The following is a 17004-nucleotide window of genomic DNA, read 5'->3' as shown; positions in this document are numbered from 1 at the left end:
GAACACAGAAGTTCGATCTGGCTGGTCAAATATGTTGAAACCGTTTCGTGGTGCGCCGCTGGGCTGGCGGTTGCGGCTGGCGGTTCTTGTTCTGCTGGTCGCGACAATTGCAACGGTCTGGGTGACGAACCGGCTGTTGACCGACAGGTTCACCGAATCCACGCGCAACCGGGCAGAGCTGCGACTGACGCTGTATTCGGGCAACTTGCTGAGTGAATTGCGCCGCAACTCGATTGTTCCGCAATTGCTGGCCCGCGACCCGACGTTGATTTCGGCATTGCAGTCAGGCGATTACACCCTGTCTACCCAACGCCTTATTTCATTCGTGGAAGAGATCGGCGCGGCCTCACTGGTTTTGCTGGACAGCGACGGGCGCACAGTTGCCGCGACCGACCGGAACAGGTTGGGCGAGGGGCACCGGAACACACCCTATTTTGTGGATGCGATCCGCTCGAACGCGACGATCTTCTCCGTTATTCCCAAGGACGCAGGCGGGTACAGCTTTGTGTATTCGCGCCGGTTGGAGAACGGGGCCGAGTTCCTGGGCGTAATCGTCGTCGAGGTTGACCTGCAAAAGTTCGAACGCGCCTGGGCAGGTATCTCGGATGCGGTGATGGTTACCGACAGCACCGGCAACATCATTTTGTCCACGGAACCCCGCTGGCGCGGGCTGGATGAGAACACGGCGATGCTGCGCCAACCTCCACAAGGTGCGATCCAGCGCGCCATCCGTGCAACAACCGATTGGACCGCGCTGCCGCCTGATGCCTATCTTCAGGGCGAAGCTGTGATGCGGATCGAGACGCGCATTCCGTTCCGCGGCTGGCAGATGACCTCGTTCACGACTTATGCCTCGATCCGGGAAAAGGTGAACAGCGTTCTGGCGCTGGAAATCATGGGGTTTGCGATTCTTCTGGCGCTTGCGTTCTATGCGTTGAGCCGTCGCGCCACGTTGCGCATGACCCTGTTCCAGCGCGAGTCGGCAGAGCTTCGCGCATTGAACGCACGGCTGCAGCGGGAAATCGCTGAACGTGAACGGGTTGAAAAGACGCTGGATTTGGCGGAACAGACGCTTGCGCAAAGCTCGAAACTGGCCGCCCTGGGCGAGATGTCGGCGGCGGTCAGTCACGAGTTGAACCAGCCTCTGGCGGCAATGAAAACCTATCTGGCCGGGGCCCGTCTGCTGCTGCGCCGCAACCGCCCGGAAGAGGCCCTTGCCAGCTTTGGTCGCATCGATGGTCTGATAGAACGGATGGGCGCAATTACTCGGCAGCTCAAGTCTTATGCACGCAAGGGCGCGGATGCGTTTTCACCAGTAAATCTTGGTGAAGCGCTGGCCTCGTCCCTGTCGATGATGGAGCCGCAACTGCGTCAGCGACACGTGAAGATCACACAGATCGTACCAGAGGAACCCGTGATCGTGATGGGGGACCGAATGCGCATCGAACAGGTCATGGTCAACCTCTTGCGAAACGCGCTGGACGCCACCAAATCAGTGGCGGAGCCGGATGTGGAAATCATCCTGGCAGCTGGTGACACGGCTGTGTTGACCGTACGCGACAACGGGCACGGAATCGAGGATATCGAAAACCTGTTCGAGCCGTTCTACACAACCAAACAGCCCGGAGACGGTGTTGGTCTGGGGCTTGCCATCTCGTCAGGGATCGTGAACGACCATGGGGGACGGCTGACTGCACGCAACGGCCAATATGGCGGTGCGGTGTTTGAAATGCAGTTGCCTGCACTGGGAAGCGACGGCCTTGAAGCCGCGGAATAACGAGGAATGACTATGGCACAAGCCATGAAAATTGCCATTGTTGACGATGAACAGGACATGCGCCAATCGATCAGCCAGTGGCTCGCTTTGTCCGGCTATGACACGGAAACCTTCGCCAGCGCGGAAGATGCGCTCAAGGTGTTGGGTCCGGATTATCCGGGGATAGTGATTTCGGACATCAAGATGCCCGGAATGGACGGCATTCAGCTTCTCAAAAAGCTGATGGGCGCTGACAGCACCTTGCCCGTGATCATGATCACCGGTCACGGCGATGTTCCGATGGCTGTTGAGGCGATGCGTGTCGGTGCATTCGATTTCCTTGAAAAACCCTTCAACCCCGACCGCATGTCTGAACTGGCCAAACGGGCCAGCAATGCGCGGCGTCTGACATTGGACAACCGCGCGCTGCGCCGGGAATTGTCCGGCGGCACCCAGATCATGAACAAACTGATCGGTGCCAGCCCGGTTATGGAACGCCTGCGCGAGGATATCCTCGATCTAGGTCAGGCGGATGGCCATGTGCTGATCGACGGAGAGACAGGGACCGGAAAGACGCTTGTCGCACACGCCCTGCACGCGGTTGGAAGCCGTGCCGGCAAGAAATTCGTGCTGGTGTCCTGCGCGGCGCACGAGGAAGACGCGTTGGCCAAACGTCTGTTTGGGCCGATGATGCCTGAAGACGCCCAATTGCCCGCCATCGAAGAGGCGCGGGGCGGAACGCTGGTTTTGGAAGATGTCGAAGCGCTCAGCGATTCCCTGCAAGCCAAGCTGCTCAGCGTGATGAACGAGCAGGGCACGCCGGCCGAGACACGCATCGTAGCGATCTCGAACCTGCAAGAGGCCGGAAAAACCTCCGAAGATGTCTTGCGGCCTGATCTGTTCTATCGATTGGCCGCCTTGCGCATCACCATGCCGCCCCTGCGCCAGAGGGGCGAGGACATCCTGACCCTGTTTACCCGTCTGAGCGAGCAGTTCGCCGAAGAATACGGTTGTGATGCGCCTCAGGTAAGCGCTCAGGAAGCCGCGCAGCTGTTGCAGGCGCCCTGGCCGGGGAACGTGCGCCAGTTGATCAACATTGCCGAACGCGCGGTACTGCAATCGCGCCGTGGGTCCGGAACGATCGCCTCGCTGTTGATGTCGGATCACGAGGAAATGCAGCCGGTCATGACCACCGAAGGCAAGCCGCTGAAGGAATATGTCGAAGCCTTTGAACGGATGCTGATCGACAACACGATGCGGCGGCACAAAGGATCTATCGCGTCTGTGATGGATGAACTGTGCCTGCCGCGCCGAACGCTGAATGAAAAGATGGCCAAATACGGCCTCCAGCGGTCGGACTATCTGTAAACTTTGTGACGGGGGCTCTGCCCCCGTCGCCTTTGGCGACTCCCCCGGGATATTTTTGGCCAGATGAAGGCGATCCCGCATGCCACGGTTGGGGGCGGTGCAGTTTGCCCATTGTCTTTTCCACAGGACTGCTTTTATTGTGTCCGGACGGGCCGGGCCAGTTTTGTGTCCATAAGCCCCGAATCATTGAGTTTCGCTGCTTTGCTGAAGGTGATGACATATTATTCGCCGCAAAGCAGACCGATTGTGCCCCTTTCGGGGCAATGTAGTACCTGAGCCCGGAACGTCTGGGCGAAAGGAATAAATGGGCAGGCTGCGGCTAACGCGCCTGTCGGAGAAGAACCGCGATGACGCGCGCGCAACGATTGAGTGACCGGGCAGGGGGCCACAGCGCCAGACCCTGCCGCGCGCCGTCCGATATCGCCCTGACAAGACACCTCCCCAAATGTGCCTGTCCACCTGGACGGGTCAGGACAACGCGTTTGGCGCGGTGCACCAAGGACACATGGCTAAGAAAATGCTTATCGATGCCACCCACGCGGAGGAAACCCGCGTCGTGGTGGTCGACGGAAACAAGGTCGAGGAGTTCGATTTTGAATCCGAAAACAAGCGCCAGCTTGCTGGCAACATCTATCTTGCAAAAGTAACACGGGTTGAGCCGTCGCTTCAGGCGGCCTTTGTGGATTATGGCGGGAACCGGCACGGCTTCCTCGCGTTTTCGGAAATTCACCCGGACTATTACCAGATCCCCATCGCCGACCGCGAGGCGCTGATGGAGGAAGATCGCGCCTATGCCGAGGCCATGAAGGCGCGGGATGAGGCCGACGAGGGCAAGCCGAAAAAGCGGCGTTCGCGCGCCCGATCAAAGGCCGCGGATCTTAAATCGGACGATCTGGTCGAAACGATTGAAGTTTCGACCGAGCCGACCGGTATGGAAACCATCGACCTTGACGATGCCGACATGGAGGTGCCCGAGGGGACATCGCCTATGGAAATCGTCGGTGAAACACCTGTTGAGGAGCCTGCGGACAACGAAGCGCCAGAAGCTGTGTCAGATGACACTGCTGAGGAAACGGCTTCGGAAGACGAGGCTCAGGCTGAAACGGTCGAGTCTTCACAAGACGATGCAGCAGGGGATTCTGATGACGCGGCGGATGCTTCAATCGCTGACGATGGCGATGAAGCGTCTGAATTGTCTGAGAATGACCCGGACGCAGATGATGGCGATGCGGATGAGGAACACGCTGACGCAGCCGCGAAAGATGACACGATTGAAACCGTAGCCGAGGAAGACGACAGCGAGGACATCCGCCCTCAGCGCAAGCCACGCCCACGCCGGTATAAGATTCAGGAAGTGATCAAAGTGCGCCAGGTGCTGCTGGTGCAGGTCGTCAAGGAAGAACGCGGCAACAAGGGGGCAGCCCTGACGACCTATCTGTCGCTGGCAGGTCGCTATTGTGTTTTGATGCCGAACACCGCGCGTGGCGGTGGGATCAGCCGCAAGATCACCAACGCAGTTGACCGCAAAAAGCTGAAAGAGATCGCCGCGGATATTGATGTTCCGACAGGGGCGGGTTTGATTATCCGGACTGCAGGCGCCAAGCGCACAAAATCGGAAATCAAGCGCGACTATGAATACCTGCAACGCCTGTGGGAGCAGATCCGGGCATTGACCCTGGAATCCATTGCACCTGCGAAGATCTATGAAGAAGGCGATCTGATCAAACGGTCGATCCGGGACCTTTATAACCGCGATATCGACGAGGTTCTGGTCGAGGGCGAGGGCGGATACCGCATCGCCAAGGACTTCATGAAGATGATCATGCCGTCCCATGCCAAGAATGTGAAACGGTACGAGGACGCGCTGCCGCTGTTTGCGCGCTATCAGGTGGAAAGCTATCTGGCGGGGATGTTCAACCCGACCGTTCAGCTGAAATCTGGCGGGTATATCGTGATCGGCGTGACCGAAGCGCTGGTGGCAATCGACGTGAACTCGGGCCGGGCCACGAAAGAAGGCTCGATCGAGGAAACGGCGCTGAAAACCAATCTGGAAGCCGCGGAAGAAGTGGCGCGTCAGTTGCGTCTGCGTGACCTTGCCGGTCTGATTGTCATCGATTTCATCGACATGGACGAGCGCAAGAACAATGCGTCGGTTGAAAAGCGTCTTAAGGACAAGCTGAAAACCGACCGTGCCCGCATTCAGGTCGGCCGGATTTCGGGTTTTGGCCTGCTCGAGATGAGCCGTCAGAGGCTGCGCCCGGGTATGATCGAGGCGACCACGCAGCCATGCCCGGCATGCCATGGCACCGGCCTGATCCGTTCGGACGACAACATGGCGCTGTCGATCCTGCGTCAGATCGAAGAAGAAGGCACACGCCGCCGCTCGCGCGAGGTTCTGGTGCGCTGCCCGGTCAGTATCGCGAACTTCCTGATGAACCAGAAGCGCGAGCATATTGCCCAGATCGAATCGCGCTATGGCCTGTCTGTACGGATCGAAGGCGATGTGCATCTGGTCAGCCCGGATTTCTCGATGGAGAAATTCAAGACCGCCAGCCGCATTGTTCCCGAAGCGACAGCTCCTGTCGTGTCGGTCGATGCCTCGCTGATGGATCTGGTGGATTCTTCGGAAGAGGAGGAAGCCGAAGAGGATATCGCGTCGATTGAAGATGATACCAAACCCAAGCGCAAGCGCCGCCGTCGCCGTCGCAAGAAAGGCGCGGGCAACGGTGACGCGGCGGAACAGGGCGCGGATGACGGCGAAGGGTCAGAGCAGGAGGATGCCGTAGGCGAATCCGCTGAAACGGAAACCGCTGTCGAGACAACCGAAGCCGAAGCAACGGAAGAGGAAAAACCCGCCAAGCCCAAGCGTAAGCGCGCTCCGCGTCGTCGTAAGAAAGATGCGGTAGCAGAAGAGGGTGCGGAACAGTCGGAAGCACTGGACACCGATGCCGGGGCCAATGCACCGGCGGTTGAAGAGGCGGCCTCAGACGCAGAAGCCGAACCTGCCGAGGCGGCTGTCGCCGAGCAAAGCGAAGCCGCTGAGGCTGTTGACGCTGCGCCGGAAGCAACAGAGTTTGCCGAGCAGACTGAGGAAGTCGCACAAGCTGAAGCGATCGTTGCGGTGGAAGAACCTGAAGTTCAATCTGCCGATGAGCCGATCGAAGACGCACCCGTGGAAGAAACACCCATGGCAGCAGAACCTGAACCGGTGCTTGAAACTGCGGCAGATGAACCTGAGCCAGAATCCGACAGGCCCAAACGGCGCGGATGGTGGTCGCTGGGCAACTGATGAAAGGGCGGGCAGATTTGCCCGCCTTTTTTATATCACAAAGTCAGTCGGTTTTTCGGATCAGATAGACCTGATGTTCGCCGTCCAAATCCTGAGACAGCAATGTGTGGCCAGCCTCGGCGCAAAAATGCGGGACATCGATGATGGCTGCCGGATCATCAGCCAGCACACGCAGTACAGAACCTCGCGGCATGGATTTCAGCCGTTTGCGGGCCTTGAGGACGGGCAGGGGGCACAGAAGGCCCAGCGCATCCAGCGTATCTGTAATCTCTGACATGATTTTCGGGATAGGGCGTAGTTGTAATATTGTCCAGATTCCAAGCACGAGGATGTGACTCATTGGCCCCGTGACGGACCGCCATTCATCACTTATGTGCTTAGACATGTTCGGAATAGAAATCATAGACGCGGGGCTGCTGCCCGCCATGTTTGTTGCCCTGCTGGGTGGCCTGATTAGCTTTCTGTCGCCTTGTGTGCTGCCCATCGTGCCGCCCTATCTGGCATATATGAGCGGCGTCACGATCAACGAAATGCAGGATGAGGCCCGCGCCCGGCGCAAGGCAACCATGTCAGCGCTGTTCTTTGTGCTGGGCCTGTCGACGGTTTTTCTGCTGTTGGGATTTACCGCATCTGCCTTTGGAGTGTTCGTGCTGCAAAATCAGGTGCTTTTTGCCAAACTGTCCGGTGCCGTTGTCATTGTCTTTGGTCTGCATTTCCTGAATGTCTTCCGCATCCCCTTTCTGGACCGCGAAGCGCGGATCGAAACCGGCGATTCCGGTGGCTCGGTCTTTGGTGCTTATATTCTTGGGTTGGCCTTTGCTTTCGGCTGGACGCCCTGTATCGGCCCCCAGCTGGGCGCGATCCTGTCCCTTGCGGCAACCGAGGCCTCGGTGGCGCGCGGCACGCTGTTGCTGGGTGTTTATGCAGCCGGATTGGGTATTCCGTTTCTGCTGGCAGCCATGTTTCTCAACCGCTCTATGACCGTGATGAACCGGATCAAGCCCTATATGGGCGTGATCGAAAAGGTCATGGGAGGGCTGCTGCTGTTCGTGGGCATCATGCTGATCACAGGCCTGTTCACCCGCTTCAGCTGGTGGTTGCTTGAAACCTTCCCGGCGCTTGCGAATTTCGGCTGAGCGTCTGCCCCCCTTACCTTGACCTAAAGCCTGCGTTAACTTGCGCGGCAGAAGGTAAAGGCATGAGCAGTCAGAGAAATCAGTCACAGGTTCGCAAACGCCGGGTGTTCTACATCCCCGGTTATGACCCAATGCCGCCGCGACGATATCGCGAGCTTTACCGAACCGAGTCGCAGGCGCAGGCCCGGATCTCGGGATATGAGATCGCCATGGCCCCCAAGTCTGTAAAAGGTCTGTTCGGCTGGTCCGTGACATCAATGCAGGACGGTGCGTCTGTTGAGACAGAGATCGAAGTACTGGTCTGGTCAGACATCGTGCGCGGCAGCATGTCCGCGTCGATCCCTTCAACCTATGCGCAGTTGGCCCACACGGCGTGGATATACATTTCGACCGGTGCTTTGTGGCGCCTGATGCGGTTGCGCAAGGGCCCGGTGATTGCGGCGCTCTATCCGGTGGCGATGTTGGTGTCTCAGCTGCTGGTTGCGTTTGCAGTCGTGTGGGCATGTGTGGCGATGGCTGGCTGGTGGGGTCTGTTTCCGGGTATCGCCGTTGCGGTTGCGCTGATGCTGTGGTTCCGCAAGATCGACAACCGGCTGTTTGCCTATTACCTGATGCATGATTACGCCTATTCCGCGCAGCTGAAGGGGGAAACTCCGCTTAAACTGAAGGACAGACTGGCCGTATTCCGCAAGGCGATTGAAGCCGCTCTGATATCCGGTGTGGATGAGGTACTGGTCGTGGGCCACAGTTCGGGCGCGCATATGGGGGTGTCTGTTCTGGCCGAGCTGATCCGCGACAGGGCTGTGCCGAAACAGGGGCCAGAGTTGTCGTTCCTAAGCCTGGGGCAGGTGATGCCTATGGTATCCTTTCTGCCAAATGCGCATGGCCTTCGGTCCGACCTTCAATTCCTGTCCTCCAGTTCAGACATCACGTGGGTCGATGTCTCGGCCCCCGGGGATGGCTGTGCATTTGCGCTGTGTGATCCGGTGGCCGTTACAGGGGTGGCCGGACCAGAGAAACGCTGGCCGCTTGTCCTGTCGGCGGCCTTTACCCAAACCCTGTTACCTGAACGTTGGAAAGCCTTGCGCTGGCGGTTTTTCCGGCTGCATTTTCAGTACCTTTGCGCCTTCGATAAGCCGGGTCTGTACGACTATTTTCGGATAACGGCAGGCCCTTTGACGCTAAAGCAGCGGTTCCTTGGGCGCACACCTTCGCGCAGCCGGATTGAGACGCCAGTGTCCAAATACACGTCGGTGCGCCCATGACCCCGCCCAAGCCCCAGCCACGCGCAGACAAGGTTTCCCTACTGCGCTATCTGAAACTGTTTCGTCAGGATCTGCTGTCTGCGCAGCCAGCGCGCCTTTATCGCGCGTGGATGGCCGAATTCAGGACACCCTTCTTTCGATCTTTCCTGATCAATCAACCGGACCTGATTGACACCGTCCTCAGGAAACGCCCCGAAGATTTCCCTAAATCGGGCCGGATCAGCGAAGGCCTGCGCCCCTTGCTTGGAAATTCGGTGTTTCTAACCAATGGAGAGACGTGGAAACGTCAGCGGCGCATCATTGACCCGGCATTTGAGGGCGGGCGGCTGAAAGACACGTTTCCCGCCATGCTGGCCGCGGCAGACGCATGTGTTGAGCGGTTGCGGCCCCATGTCGGCAAACAGATCGAAGTCGAAGAACAAACAAGCCACGCCGCAGCGGATGTGATTTTTCGCACCTTGTTTTCGGTGCCAATTGACCACGCCATAGCCAGCAAGGTGTTTGAAAAGTTCCGCAACTACCAGCGCGAACAACCTCTGCTGAACCTTGCAGCCTTCGTTCCGCTGCCCAAATGGATGCCTCGGTTTCACTCCCGGACGACACGGAAAAACGCCGAAGACATTCGTAACCTGATCACTGACCTGACCCATGAGCGGGCTGAGGCGATCAAGGCCGGAACCGCCCCCGATGATCTGGCAACCAAGATCATGACGACCGCTGATCCTGAAACCGGCCAGTTTTTCGGGCCCGAGGAGATGGTTGATCAGGTCGCGATCTTCTTTCTGGCAGGCCATGAGACCAGCGCATCGGCTCTGGCGTGGACATTGTATCTGCTGGCAATTTATCCCGAATGGCAGGAAAGGATTGCTGACGAATCTGCCGCTCTGGACGATCCGACATTTGCCTCGGTTTCCAAACTCAAGATCAGCCGCGACGTGTTTCGCGAGGCACTGCGCCTTTACCCACCAGTTCCCATGATGGTGCGAGAGGCCACGTGCCCACACCGTTTTCGAAACAGGGACGTTCCCAAAAGGTCACAAATCGTAATCAGCCCCTGGCATCTGCACCGTCACGAACGATTATGGGACAACCCCGACAGCTTTGACCCGACTCGCTGGAACAGTGAAAACGGCAAGACATGCCAGCGCGAAGCATATATCCCGTTCTCCGCAGGTCCCCGCGTTTGTACCGGGGCCGGGTTTGCCATGGTCGAAGGGCCGCTGATCCTGTCGATGCTGGTGCGAAATTTCAAATTCGAAACAATCAGCGGCAAAACGCCGGTTCCGGTGGCCCACCTGACCGTTCGATCCAGGGATGGCATATGGTTGCGGCTGATTGAGCGCTAACAAACTACCATCGGTCCTGACTGTGATGTATGCGGGGGGAGACATCGGAATCATCATTGAACGGGAAAACACTATGGCCAAAGCAGAACAGCGCGCGCAGATGATCAACGGCGCAGGCTTTATCGCGGCATTGGATCAAAGCGGCGGCTCGACCCCGAAAGCTTTGGCGTTGTACGGCGTTGACGCGTCGACCTACAGTTCGGACGCTGAGATGTTCGGTGAAATACAAAAGATGCGCGCGCGGATCATTCTGGCAAATGACTTCACCAAGGACAAAGTCATCGGTGCGATTCTGTTCGAACGCACCCTCGGGGAAGAGATCGAGGGCCGCAAGGTCGCAGATTACCTTTGGTCGGTCAAAGGCATCGTGCCTTTTCTGAAAATCGACAAGGGCCTCGAGGATCAGGCCAACGGCGTTCAGCTGATGAAGCCGATCCCCGGTCTGGCCGACACGCTGGCAAAGGCAGAAGGCGTATTCGGCACCAAGGAACGTTCGGTCATCCACGAGGCTAATGCCGAAGGCATCGCGGCCGTGGTCGCCCAGCAATTCGACGTAGCCCGTGAAGTGACTGACGCCGGGATGGTTCCAATCGTCGAACCGGAGGTCAACATTCATTCAGAAACCAAGGCCGAGGCCGAGGAGATTCTGAAAGCTGAAATCCTGAAGAACCTCGACCAGCTGGTCGAAGGGCAGGAGGTCATGCTGAAGCTGACGATCCCGACACAGGCAAACCTGTATGACGAACTGGCCGACCATCCGCGCGTTCTGCGCGTTGTCGCGCTGTCAGGCGGGTATTCGACCGAAGAGGCCTGTAACCTGCTGAGTCAAAACGGCAAAATGATCGCGTCTTTCTCTCGCGCACTGACCGAAGGTCTCTCGAAACAGCAATCGGACGCCGAATTCAACGCCGCTTTGGGCGGCAATATCGACAAGATTTTCAAAGCCTCTGTCTGATCCTCAGACGGGTTTCGTGAAAGAGCGGCGCAACTGTGCCGCTTTTTTTCTGCTGATACAGCCCTCGGCATGGTCATTGACCAGTCCCATGGCCTGCATGAACGCAAACACCGTCGTGGGGCCAACAAACTTCCAGCCCCGTTTCTTGAGGTCCTTCGACATCGCCACCGACTCGGGCGATGTGGATGCCGATTGTGGGGGCGGCGGGGTTTCCGCCTCATACCGCCAGACATAAGCCGCCAGCGATCCTTCAGACGCCACCAGCTCCTGCGCGCGGCGGGCGTTATTGATCACAGCCTCGATCTTGCCCCGGTGGCGAATGATCCCATCATTTTGCAGCAGACGTTCAACATCAACTTCAGAGAACTCGGCCATCTTGTTGAAATCAAAACCGTAAAACGCTTCTCGGAAATTCTCGCGCTTGTTCAGGATCGTGCGCCAGCTAAGACCCGACTGAAAACTTTCCAGGCACAGTTTCTCGAATAACCGCTGATCATCCGAGACCGGAAAACCCCATTCGTTGTCATGATAGTCAAAGAATTCCGGCGCGGCCTGGCACCAGGAACACCGAGGTTGACCGTCTGGCCCCAATACTGTGTTGCTCATGTATGTACCCCTTTTGTTCCTCGGGGACGTTACACCCAACGACCAAGATCTGACAAGTGTTAAACCTTGTCTCGGTACCAGTTCAGAATAAACACGCGAATAGCCGAGGCCAATCCGGTTTCCGGGTCGCGGTCAACATCAATTTGCGCAGCCAGTGCATTGATTGGCTGATCTTTTTCTTTCGCAATGTCGCGAAATGCCCGCCAGAATTCATCTTCAAGCGAGACAGATGTCCGGTGGCCCTTGAGGGTCAATGAACGTTTTACCGGGCGACCGCTCATTCATCCAGCTCGTGATTGTCAAGGTCACGCTTCTGCTTGTCCTGCTGAAGCCTGACAATTGCTTTCTCGGACTTGGTGCGCCCAAAGGCGACGGCATTCTCATCTGCGCGGGCCTTCTTCTCGGCCCGCGCCTTTTCTTTTCGATACCGGTTCAGGTTGACCGGCTTGCCCATTAGTCTTTCGGGCCGATCATCTGTTCGGGGCGTACAACGGCATCAAAGGTTGCCTCGTCCACAAACCCCAGCGCAATGGCTTCTTCCTTGAGGGTTGTGCCGTTCTTATGCGCGGTCTTGGCGACCGTGGTGGCGTTGTCATAGCCGATGGTCGGGGCCAGCGCCGTCACCAGCATCAGCGATTCCTTCATCAGCTTGTCGATGCGCGGCTCATTGGCCTTGATGCCCAGCAACATCCGCTCGGTAAAGCTGTCGGCGGCGTCGCCCAGCAGCTGGATCGATTGCAACAGGTTGTAGGACATCATCGGGTTATAGACGTTCAGCTCGAAATGGCCCTGACTGCCTGCAAAATTCATCGCGGCGTTGTTGCCCATTACGTGCGCAGCGACCTGTGTCAGCGCCTCGGCCTGGGTCGGGTTCACCTTGCCGGGCATGATGGACGAGCCGGGCTCGTTCTCGGGCAGGATCAGTTCGCCAAGCCCCGAACGCGGGCCAGAGCCCAGAAAACGGATGTCGTTGGCGATCTTATAGCAGCTGCCCGCGATGGTCGCCAAAGCCCCGGACATAAAGACCATAGCGTCATGAGCGGCCAGCGCTTCGAACTTGTTTGGCGCAGTCACGAAGGGCAGGCCGGTGATCTGCGCCATATGACCCGCAACAGCTTCGCTCCAACCGTTTTGGGTGTTCAGGCCGGTGCCTACGGCGGTGCCGCCCTGCGCCAGCTCATAGATGCCGGGAAGCGCTGCGTGAACGCGTGCAATCCCCTGACGGATCTGGTGGGCATAACCGCTGAATTCCTGCCCCAGTGTCAGAGGCGTTGCATCCTGTGTATGGGTCCGGCCAATCTTGATGATGTCCTTGAACTCATCAGCCTTCTGCTCAAGACCAGAGGCCAGCTTTTCAAGCCCGGGCAGAAGGACGTCACGAACACTCATCGCCGTGGCAATGTGCATCGCAGTTGGAAAGGTGTCATTCGACGACTGACCCATGTTGCAGTGATCGTTCGGATGCACGGGGTCTTTTGAACCGATTACACCGCCCAGAATTTCGATGGCGCGGTTCGCGATGACCTCGTTCGAGTTCATGTTCGACTGGGTGCCGGAACCCGTCTGCCAGACGACCAGCGGAAAGTTGTCGTCAAACTGGCCGTCGATCACCTCACCCGCAGCCTGAATGATGGCATCGGCAATTCTGGCATCCAGCTTGCCGGTTGCCTTGTTCTCCATCGCGCAGGCTTGCTTGATCACGCCCAGCGCACGCACAATGGCAATGGGTTGTTTTTCCCAACCGATCGGAAAGTTCATGATCGAACGCTGCGTTTGCGCCCCCCAATACTTGTCGGCAGGAACCTCGAGCGGGCCAAAGCTGTCGGATTCGGTGCGGGTCTGAGACATCTGTCACTCCGTCTGGTATGCTGTTGTATGCCGTTTAGCCGCAGCTAAGCCGTGACGCAATCGGCCAGTTGCGCGCACCTTAAACCCAAGGGCGTCAAAGGTATAGGCGCGGGGTGCGTCACTTTTATTGTTATCGTCGGGGAATGTGCCATTGTGCGCGGCCCCCTCTCAGCTACAATAGGTTAGTAGCCGCCTTGGAGGACAAGATGTCGAATTTCCATCGCATTACGCTTGAAAAAGCGATCGTGTTATTTGCTGTCTGTGCTTTGTGGCTGTCCGTTTTGGGCGCATCTGCGCGCGCCGCGGACATTACCCCGTTCCTGGGGGATTATGTGGGCTCGGCAAATGTCGTGGATGCGGACGGAACCTCAACTCCAAGGGATATGAGCGTTTCAATTTTCGAGACCAAAAACGGGTTCAACGTCAGCTGGCAAACCACCACCTACAAGCTAGACGGGCGGGTAAAAGAACAGCAGTTCTCGATTGACTTCGTGCCCTCGGACCGCCCGGATGTGTTCTCGGCCGCGATGAAACGCAATGTGTTCGGTCATGAGGTTCCGCTGGACCCGATGAAAGGTGAACCCTTCGTATGGGGACGTATCGTTGGCGACACACTGACCGTGTTTTCGTTGTTCATCGACGTGGACGGCGGATATGAATTGCAGCAGTTCGACCGAACACTAGCCGAAGACGGGCTGAACCTGTCATTTTCACGCTTCATAGACGGCCAGAAATCCCGATCAGTCGAAACATTTCTGATGAAACGCTGAACCCCGCGCCGGGCGGGGCTCAAAGGCTTATTTGCGGAAGCTGTCCAGCGACACGACATCGGCGTCGTGATGTGCCTCTTCTTCCTCTTCGACCTCGATCAAGTCATCTGCAACATAATCGTCATCATCTTCGTCGTCCGGGCTTTCGAACCGCAGTCCAAATTCCACCGATGGATCGACAAAGGTCTTGATCGCGCCATAAGGAATATAGAGCGGTTCCGGCGCGTCCCCGAAATTGAGAGTAATGGCGAACCCGTTCTCTCCGACTTCGAGGTTTTCAAACCAGTGCTGCATGACGATTGTCATTTCTTCCGGATACCGGTCGCGCAGCCAATCCGCGATGTCCACGCCATCTTCGCGTGTGTCGAAGGTAATGAAAAAGTGATGCGCTCCGGGCAGACCGGATTTCGATACATCCGTCAGCACAGTCTTGATAAGCCCGCGCATGGCGGTGTGCATCAGGTTGCCATAGTCGATGCCTTGCGACATGTGTCATCCTCAAAAGTGGTTAAGCTCAGCATAGGGGTTTTGTTCGGAAACGAAAGGGCAGGTATGATCGGATTGATCAGATATTATGCGCAGCCAGCCCTGCCATTGACATCAGAACCAGCACCGTACCGATCCCCAATTTTAGTCTAAATATCAATATTCCAGCAATAAAGGTTAACGCAAGCGCCGGGATATCGAGCGAGGACAGTCGGGGCACGGGTATTGCCGTCGGACCCAAATTCATATCTGGCACCGATTCGAAAAGAACATTCAGGGCAAACCACACGGAAAGGTTGAGAATCACTCCGACAACAGCGGCGGTGATGCCGTGAAGGGCGGCAGACAGGCGCGGACGCGTGGCCAGACGGTCAAGATAGGGGGCCGTCAGGAAAATCCACAAAAAGCAGGGCACGAACGTTGCCCATAGTGCGACAGCGCCCGCAGCAAGCGCCAGTGAGAATCCACCGTTGATCTGCCCCGCCAGCATGGCGACGAACTGCGTAACCAGTATCAATGGTCCGGGGGTGGTTTCCGCCAGCCCCAATCCGTCGATCATCTGGTCTGCACTGATCCAGTGGTACCGATCCACAACGGTTTGCGACATATAGGCCAGAACGGCATAGGCACCACCAAAGGTCACAACGGCCAGACGGGCAAAGAACCACCCCAAATCGCTGAGCAATTGATGCCCGCTGAGTGTCAACGCAACAAGCGGCCCCAGCCAAAGCGGCAACCAGATCGCTATCGTCCGGGCCGAGCGGGCAAGGTGCGGCGTGTCCTGAGCCGTGGCTGCCTCAGCGGGTCCTTGATGACGCAAATACCCCCACAGGGCCGCGATCAGAATGATCAGCGGGAAGGGCAGGTTGAACAGAAAGATCGACAGAAACGACAGGCCCGCGATGACACGATGTTCCATATCCGTCAGCGCCTTACCTGACAGCTTGCGCAGGGCTTGCAGGACGATCACGATGACGGTCGCCTTGATGCCGGTAAATGCGGATTGCACCAGTGGAACGTCGCCAAATGCTGAATAAAGCGCGACTAGAACAGCAATGACAAACGCCCCTGGCAAAACGAACAGGCTGCCCGCAATCAGCCCGCCCACGACACCGCGCAAGCGCCAGCCAGCATAGGTTGCCAATTGCATTGCCTCTGGACCGGGCAGCAACATGCACAAGGAAAGCGCGCGCAGATAGGTCTGTTCATCCAGCCAGGGCCTGCGCTCGACCAGTTCTTGATGCATCAGCGAGATCTGGGCGGCGGGGCCGCCAAATGACAACAGGCCGATCCGTCCGAATACCTTGAAAAGGTCCAGTGCCGAAGGTCTCATGCGCCATGACCCGATGGCCAGTCATGCTTTTCATCAAACCCGTCGCGTGCCCAGCGGAACAGAGCATCATAAAGGTGCAATCCGGCTTCAAGTTGAGCATGGTCATCGCGATACTGGCGGGACAAACCTACCGAGAACGCCAGCAACCCAGCGGCTTCCGGGGCCAGATCATGCTGGTCGGTATCCGCAGCGCGAATGATCCGGGCCATACGCTCAAGCGCCTCGGTTCGCAGGTCAAATGCCCGGATCATCGTGTCAAATGTGCAGCCGCTGTCCTGATGCGTCCAAAATGTACTCGGAACGTCAAAGGGGGTGGCATCAAAATGATCAACGACTCCCTGAACTTCTTCCGACGCGACGAAAAGGAACCGTGCCTTGCGGTCAACAAACCGGCGGATCAGCCAGGGGCAGGCGATGCGGTCAATTTTGGGTCTTTGGCGCGTAACCCACAATGTGCTGCCATTAACGCGCGCCGGTAATACCGACTGGGGGATCAACGGCGCCTCACGCTGTTCGTGCCACCCTTCAAACCCACCTTCCAGATGTTCGGCGTTTTTGCCCGCCCCTCGTAGCCAGGACGCTACCCCCTGACTGAGCTTTTTGCCCTTGTGGCAGATTATTACACAAGGGTCGTTACCAATCAGACGACTCATCGCGTCGATTTCCGTGTGCGGACAGCGAATTGATCCCGGAATCAGCCGCGGATTCTTACTGAAATCCGCATCAGTGCGTATATCGATCAGAACAGGCGCCTGAGGCGTTCCGATTAACCGGCTCAATTGGGTCGGTGTAATGGCGTTAAGAGCAGCCATAGCATGTCTCCTTTAGTCATTCGGATCCATGCGA

The 17004-nt window shown here is 57.5% G+C and carries 16 protein-coding genes; 8 read left to right on the top strand and 8 right to left on the bottom strand.

Annotated features, from left to right (window positions below; all coding sequences use genetic code 11):
• Positions 1-31 precede the first annotated feature (31 nt).
• The 3 genes from ACR0BF_RS11510 to ACR0BF_RS11500 all read left to right on the top strand — a co-directional run bounded on the left by ACR0BF_RS11510 (position 32) and on the right by ACR0BF_RS11500 (position 6413).
• Positions 32-1777: a sensor histidine kinase gene (locus tag ACR0BF_RS11510; RefSeq protein WP_480481076.1), complete on the top strand. Its 1746-nt coding sequence runs from the start codon at positions 32-34 to the stop codon at positions 1775-1777.
• Positions 1778-1789: 12 nt separating this feature from the next.
• Complete coding sequence (locus ACR0BF_RS11505) at positions 1790-3124, top strand: sigma-54-dependent transcriptional regulator (RefSeq protein WP_480553879.1); 1335 nt, start codon at positions 1790-1792, stop codon at positions 3122-3124.
• 505 nt (positions 3125-3629) lie between these two features.
• On the top strand, positions 3630-6413 hold the full coding sequence (locus ACR0BF_RS11500) for an Rne/Rng family ribonuclease (protein WP_480624940.1): 2784 nt from the start codon (positions 3630-3632) through the stop codon (positions 6411-6413).
• A gap of 43 nt (positions 6414-6456) precedes the next feature.
• Here the strand turns inward: ACR0BF_RS11500 and ACR0BF_RS11495 are convergent, their stop codons facing one another.
• Positions 6457-6690, bottom strand: a complete 234-nt coding sequence (locus tag ACR0BF_RS11495; protein WP_480624939.1) for a sulfurtransferase TusA family protein — start codon at positions 6688-6690, stop codon at positions 6457-6459.
• Positions 6691-6796: 106 nt separating this feature from the next.
• Between ACR0BF_RS11495 and ACR0BF_RS11490 the strand changes: the two genes are divergently transcribed.
• The 4 genes from ACR0BF_RS11490 to ACR0BF_RS11475 all read left to right on the top strand — a co-directional run bounded on the left by ACR0BF_RS11490 (position 6797) and on the right by ACR0BF_RS11475 (position 11115).
• Complete coding sequence (locus ACR0BF_RS11490) at positions 6797-7549, top strand: cytochrome c biogenesis CcdA family protein (RefSeq protein ID WP_480493245.1); 753 nt, start codon at positions 6797-6799, stop codon at positions 7547-7549.
• Positions 7550-7611: 62 nt separating this feature from the next.
• Entirely contained in the window at positions 7612-8814 is a 1203-nt protein-coding gene (locus ACR0BF_RS11485; protein WP_480624938.1) for a hypothetical protein, read from the top strand.
• Complete coding sequence (locus tag ACR0BF_RS11480; protein WP_480623070.1) at positions 8811-10160, top strand: cytochrome P450; 1350 nt, start codon at positions 8811-8813, stop codon at positions 10158-10160. Before ACR0BF_RS11485 ends, ACR0BF_RS11480 begins: the two co-directional genes overlap by 4 nt.
• A 73-nt stretch (positions 10161-10233) precedes the next feature.
• Positions 10234-11115 (top strand): fructose bisphosphate aldolase, encoded by an 882-nt coding sequence (locus tag ACR0BF_RS11475; protein ID WP_480624937.1) that lies wholly within the window; start codon positions 10234-10236, stop codon positions 11113-11115.
• Between the two features lie 3 nt (positions 11116-11118).
• Here the strand turns inward: ACR0BF_RS11475 and ACR0BF_RS11470 are convergent, their stop codons facing one another.
• The 4 genes from ACR0BF_RS11470 to fumC are packed head-to-tail and all read right to left on the bottom strand — an operon-like array spanning position 11119 to position 13569.
• Positions 11119-11721 (bottom strand): DNA-3-methyladenine glycosylase I, encoded by a 603-nt coding sequence (locus ACR0BF_RS11470; RefSeq protein ID WP_480472627.1) that lies wholly within the window; start codon positions 11719-11721, stop codon positions 11119-11121.
• A 59-nt stretch (positions 11722-11780) separates the two neighbouring features.
• Positions 11781-12002: a ribbon-helix-helix domain-containing protein gene (locus ACR0BF_RS11465; protein WP_209504003.1), complete on the bottom strand. Its 222-nt coding sequence runs from the start codon at positions 12000-12002 to the stop codon at positions 11781-11783.
• Positions 11999-12175, bottom strand: coding sequence for a DUF4169 family protein (locus ACR0BF_RS11460; RefSeq protein ID WP_480516943.1), 177 nt, complete (start codon positions 12173-12175; stop codon positions 11999-12001). The genes ACR0BF_RS11465 and ACR0BF_RS11460 overlap by 4 nt, the downstream gene beginning before the upstream one ends.
• Positions 12175-13569: a class II fumarate hydratase gene (fumC, locus tag ACR0BF_RS11455; RefSeq protein WP_480472631.1), complete on the bottom strand. Its 1395-nt coding sequence runs from the start codon at positions 13567-13569 to the stop codon at positions 12175-12177. The genes ACR0BF_RS11460 and fumC overlap by 1 nt, the downstream gene beginning before the upstream one ends.
• Positions 13570-13775: 206 nt before the next feature.
• Between fumC and ACR0BF_RS11450 the strand changes: the two genes are divergently transcribed.
• The gene (locus ACR0BF_RS11450) at positions 13776-14339 is read left to right on the top strand and encodes a hypothetical protein (RefSeq protein WP_480472633.1); all 564 of its coding nucleotides are present in this window, start codon (positions 13776-13778) and stop codon (positions 14337-14339) included.
• 27 nt (positions 14340-14366) lie between these two features.
• Here ACR0BF_RS11450 and ACR0BF_RS11445 read toward each other — a convergent pair whose 3' ends face one another.
• The 3 genes from ACR0BF_RS11445 to ACR0BF_RS11435 form a co-directional block, all read right to left on the bottom strand.
• The gene (locus ACR0BF_RS11445; RefSeq protein ID WP_480472635.1) at positions 14367-14828 is read right to left on the bottom strand and encodes an SspB family protein; all 462 of its coding nucleotides are present in this window, start codon (positions 14826-14828) and stop codon (positions 14367-14369) included.
• A 76-nt stretch (positions 14829-14904) separates the two neighbouring features.
• Positions 14905-16158, bottom strand: coding sequence for a chromate efflux transporter (chrA, locus tag ACR0BF_RS11440; RefSeq protein ID WP_480624936.1), 1254 nt, complete (start codon positions 16156-16158; stop codon positions 14905-14907).
• Positions 16155-16970 (bottom strand): chromate resistance protein ChrB domain-containing protein, encoded by an 816-nt coding sequence (locus ACR0BF_RS11435; protein ID WP_480624935.1) that lies wholly within the window; start codon positions 16968-16970, stop codon positions 16155-16157. Before ACR0BF_RS11435 ends, chrA begins: the two co-directional genes overlap by 4 nt.
• Between the last annotated feature and the right edge of the window lie 34 nt (positions 16971-17004).

The sequence above is a fragment of the Ruegeria sp. AG7 genome, assembly GCF_056541545.1.
This window is presented reverse-complemented; position numbering and strand designations above follow the sequence as displayed.

Bases quoted from the DNA above. Each gene is read 5' to 3' on its own strand.
- ACR0BF_RS11510 (WP_480481076.1), top strand. From the start codon at position 32: ATGTTGAAACCGTTTCGTGGTGCGCCGCTGGGCTGGCGGTTGCGGCTG.
- ACR0BF_RS11505 (WP_480553879.1), top strand. From the start codon at position 1,790: ATGGCACAAGCCATGAAAATTGCCATTGTTGACGATGAACAGGACATG.
- ACR0BF_RS11500 (WP_480624940.1), top strand. From the start codon at position 3,630: ATGGCTAAGAAAATGCTTATCGATGCCACCCACGCGGAGGAAACCCGC.
- ACR0BF_RS11495 (WP_480624939.1), bottom strand. From the start codon at position 6,690: ATGTCAGAGATTACAGATACGCTGGATGCGCTGGGCCTTCTGTGCCCC.
- ACR0BF_RS11490 (WP_480493245.1), top strand. From the start codon at position 6,797: ATGTTCGGAATAGAAATCATAGACGCGGGGCTGCTGCCCGCCATGTTT.
- ACR0BF_RS11485 (WP_480624938.1), top strand. From the start codon at position 7,612: ATGAGCAGTCAGAGAAATCAGTCACAGGTTCGCAAACGCCGGGTGTTC.
- ACR0BF_RS11480 (WP_480623070.1), top strand. From the start codon at position 8,811: ATGACCCCGCCCAAGCCCCAGCCACGCGCAGACAAGGTTTCCCTACTG.
- ACR0BF_RS11475 (WP_480624937.1), top strand. From the start codon at position 10,234: ATGGCCAAAGCAGAACAGCGCGCGCAGATGATCAACGGCGCAGGCTTT.
- ACR0BF_RS11470 (WP_480472627.1), bottom strand. From the start codon at position 11,721: ATGAGCAACACAGTATTGGGGCCAGACGGTCAACCTCGGTGTTCCTGG.
- ACR0BF_RS11465 (WP_209504003.1), bottom strand. From the start codon at position 12,002: ATGAGCGGTCGCCCGGTAAAACGTTCATTGACCCTCAAGGGCCACCGG.
- ACR0BF_RS11460 (WP_480516943.1), bottom strand. From the start codon at position 12,175: ATGGGCAAGCCGGTCAACCTGAACCGGTATCGAAAAGAAAAGGCGCGG.
- fumC (WP_480472631.1), bottom strand. From the start codon at position 13,569: ATGTCTCAGACCCGCACCGAATCCGACAGCTTTGGCCCGCTCGAGGTT.
- ACR0BF_RS11450 (WP_480472633.1), top strand. From the start codon at position 13,776: ATGTCGAATTTCCATCGCATTACGCTTGAAAAAGCGATCGTGTTATTT.
- ACR0BF_RS11445 (WP_480472635.1), bottom strand. From the start codon at position 14,828: ATGTCGCAAGGCATCGACTATGGCAACCTGATGCACACCGCCATGCGC.
- chrA (WP_480624936.1), bottom strand. From the start codon at position 16,158: ATGAGACCTTCGGCACTGGACCTTTTCAAGGTATTCGGACGGATCGGC.
- ACR0BF_RS11435 (WP_480624935.1), bottom strand. From the start codon at position 16,970: ATGGCTGCTCTTAACGCCATTACACCGACCCAATTGAGCCGGTTAATC.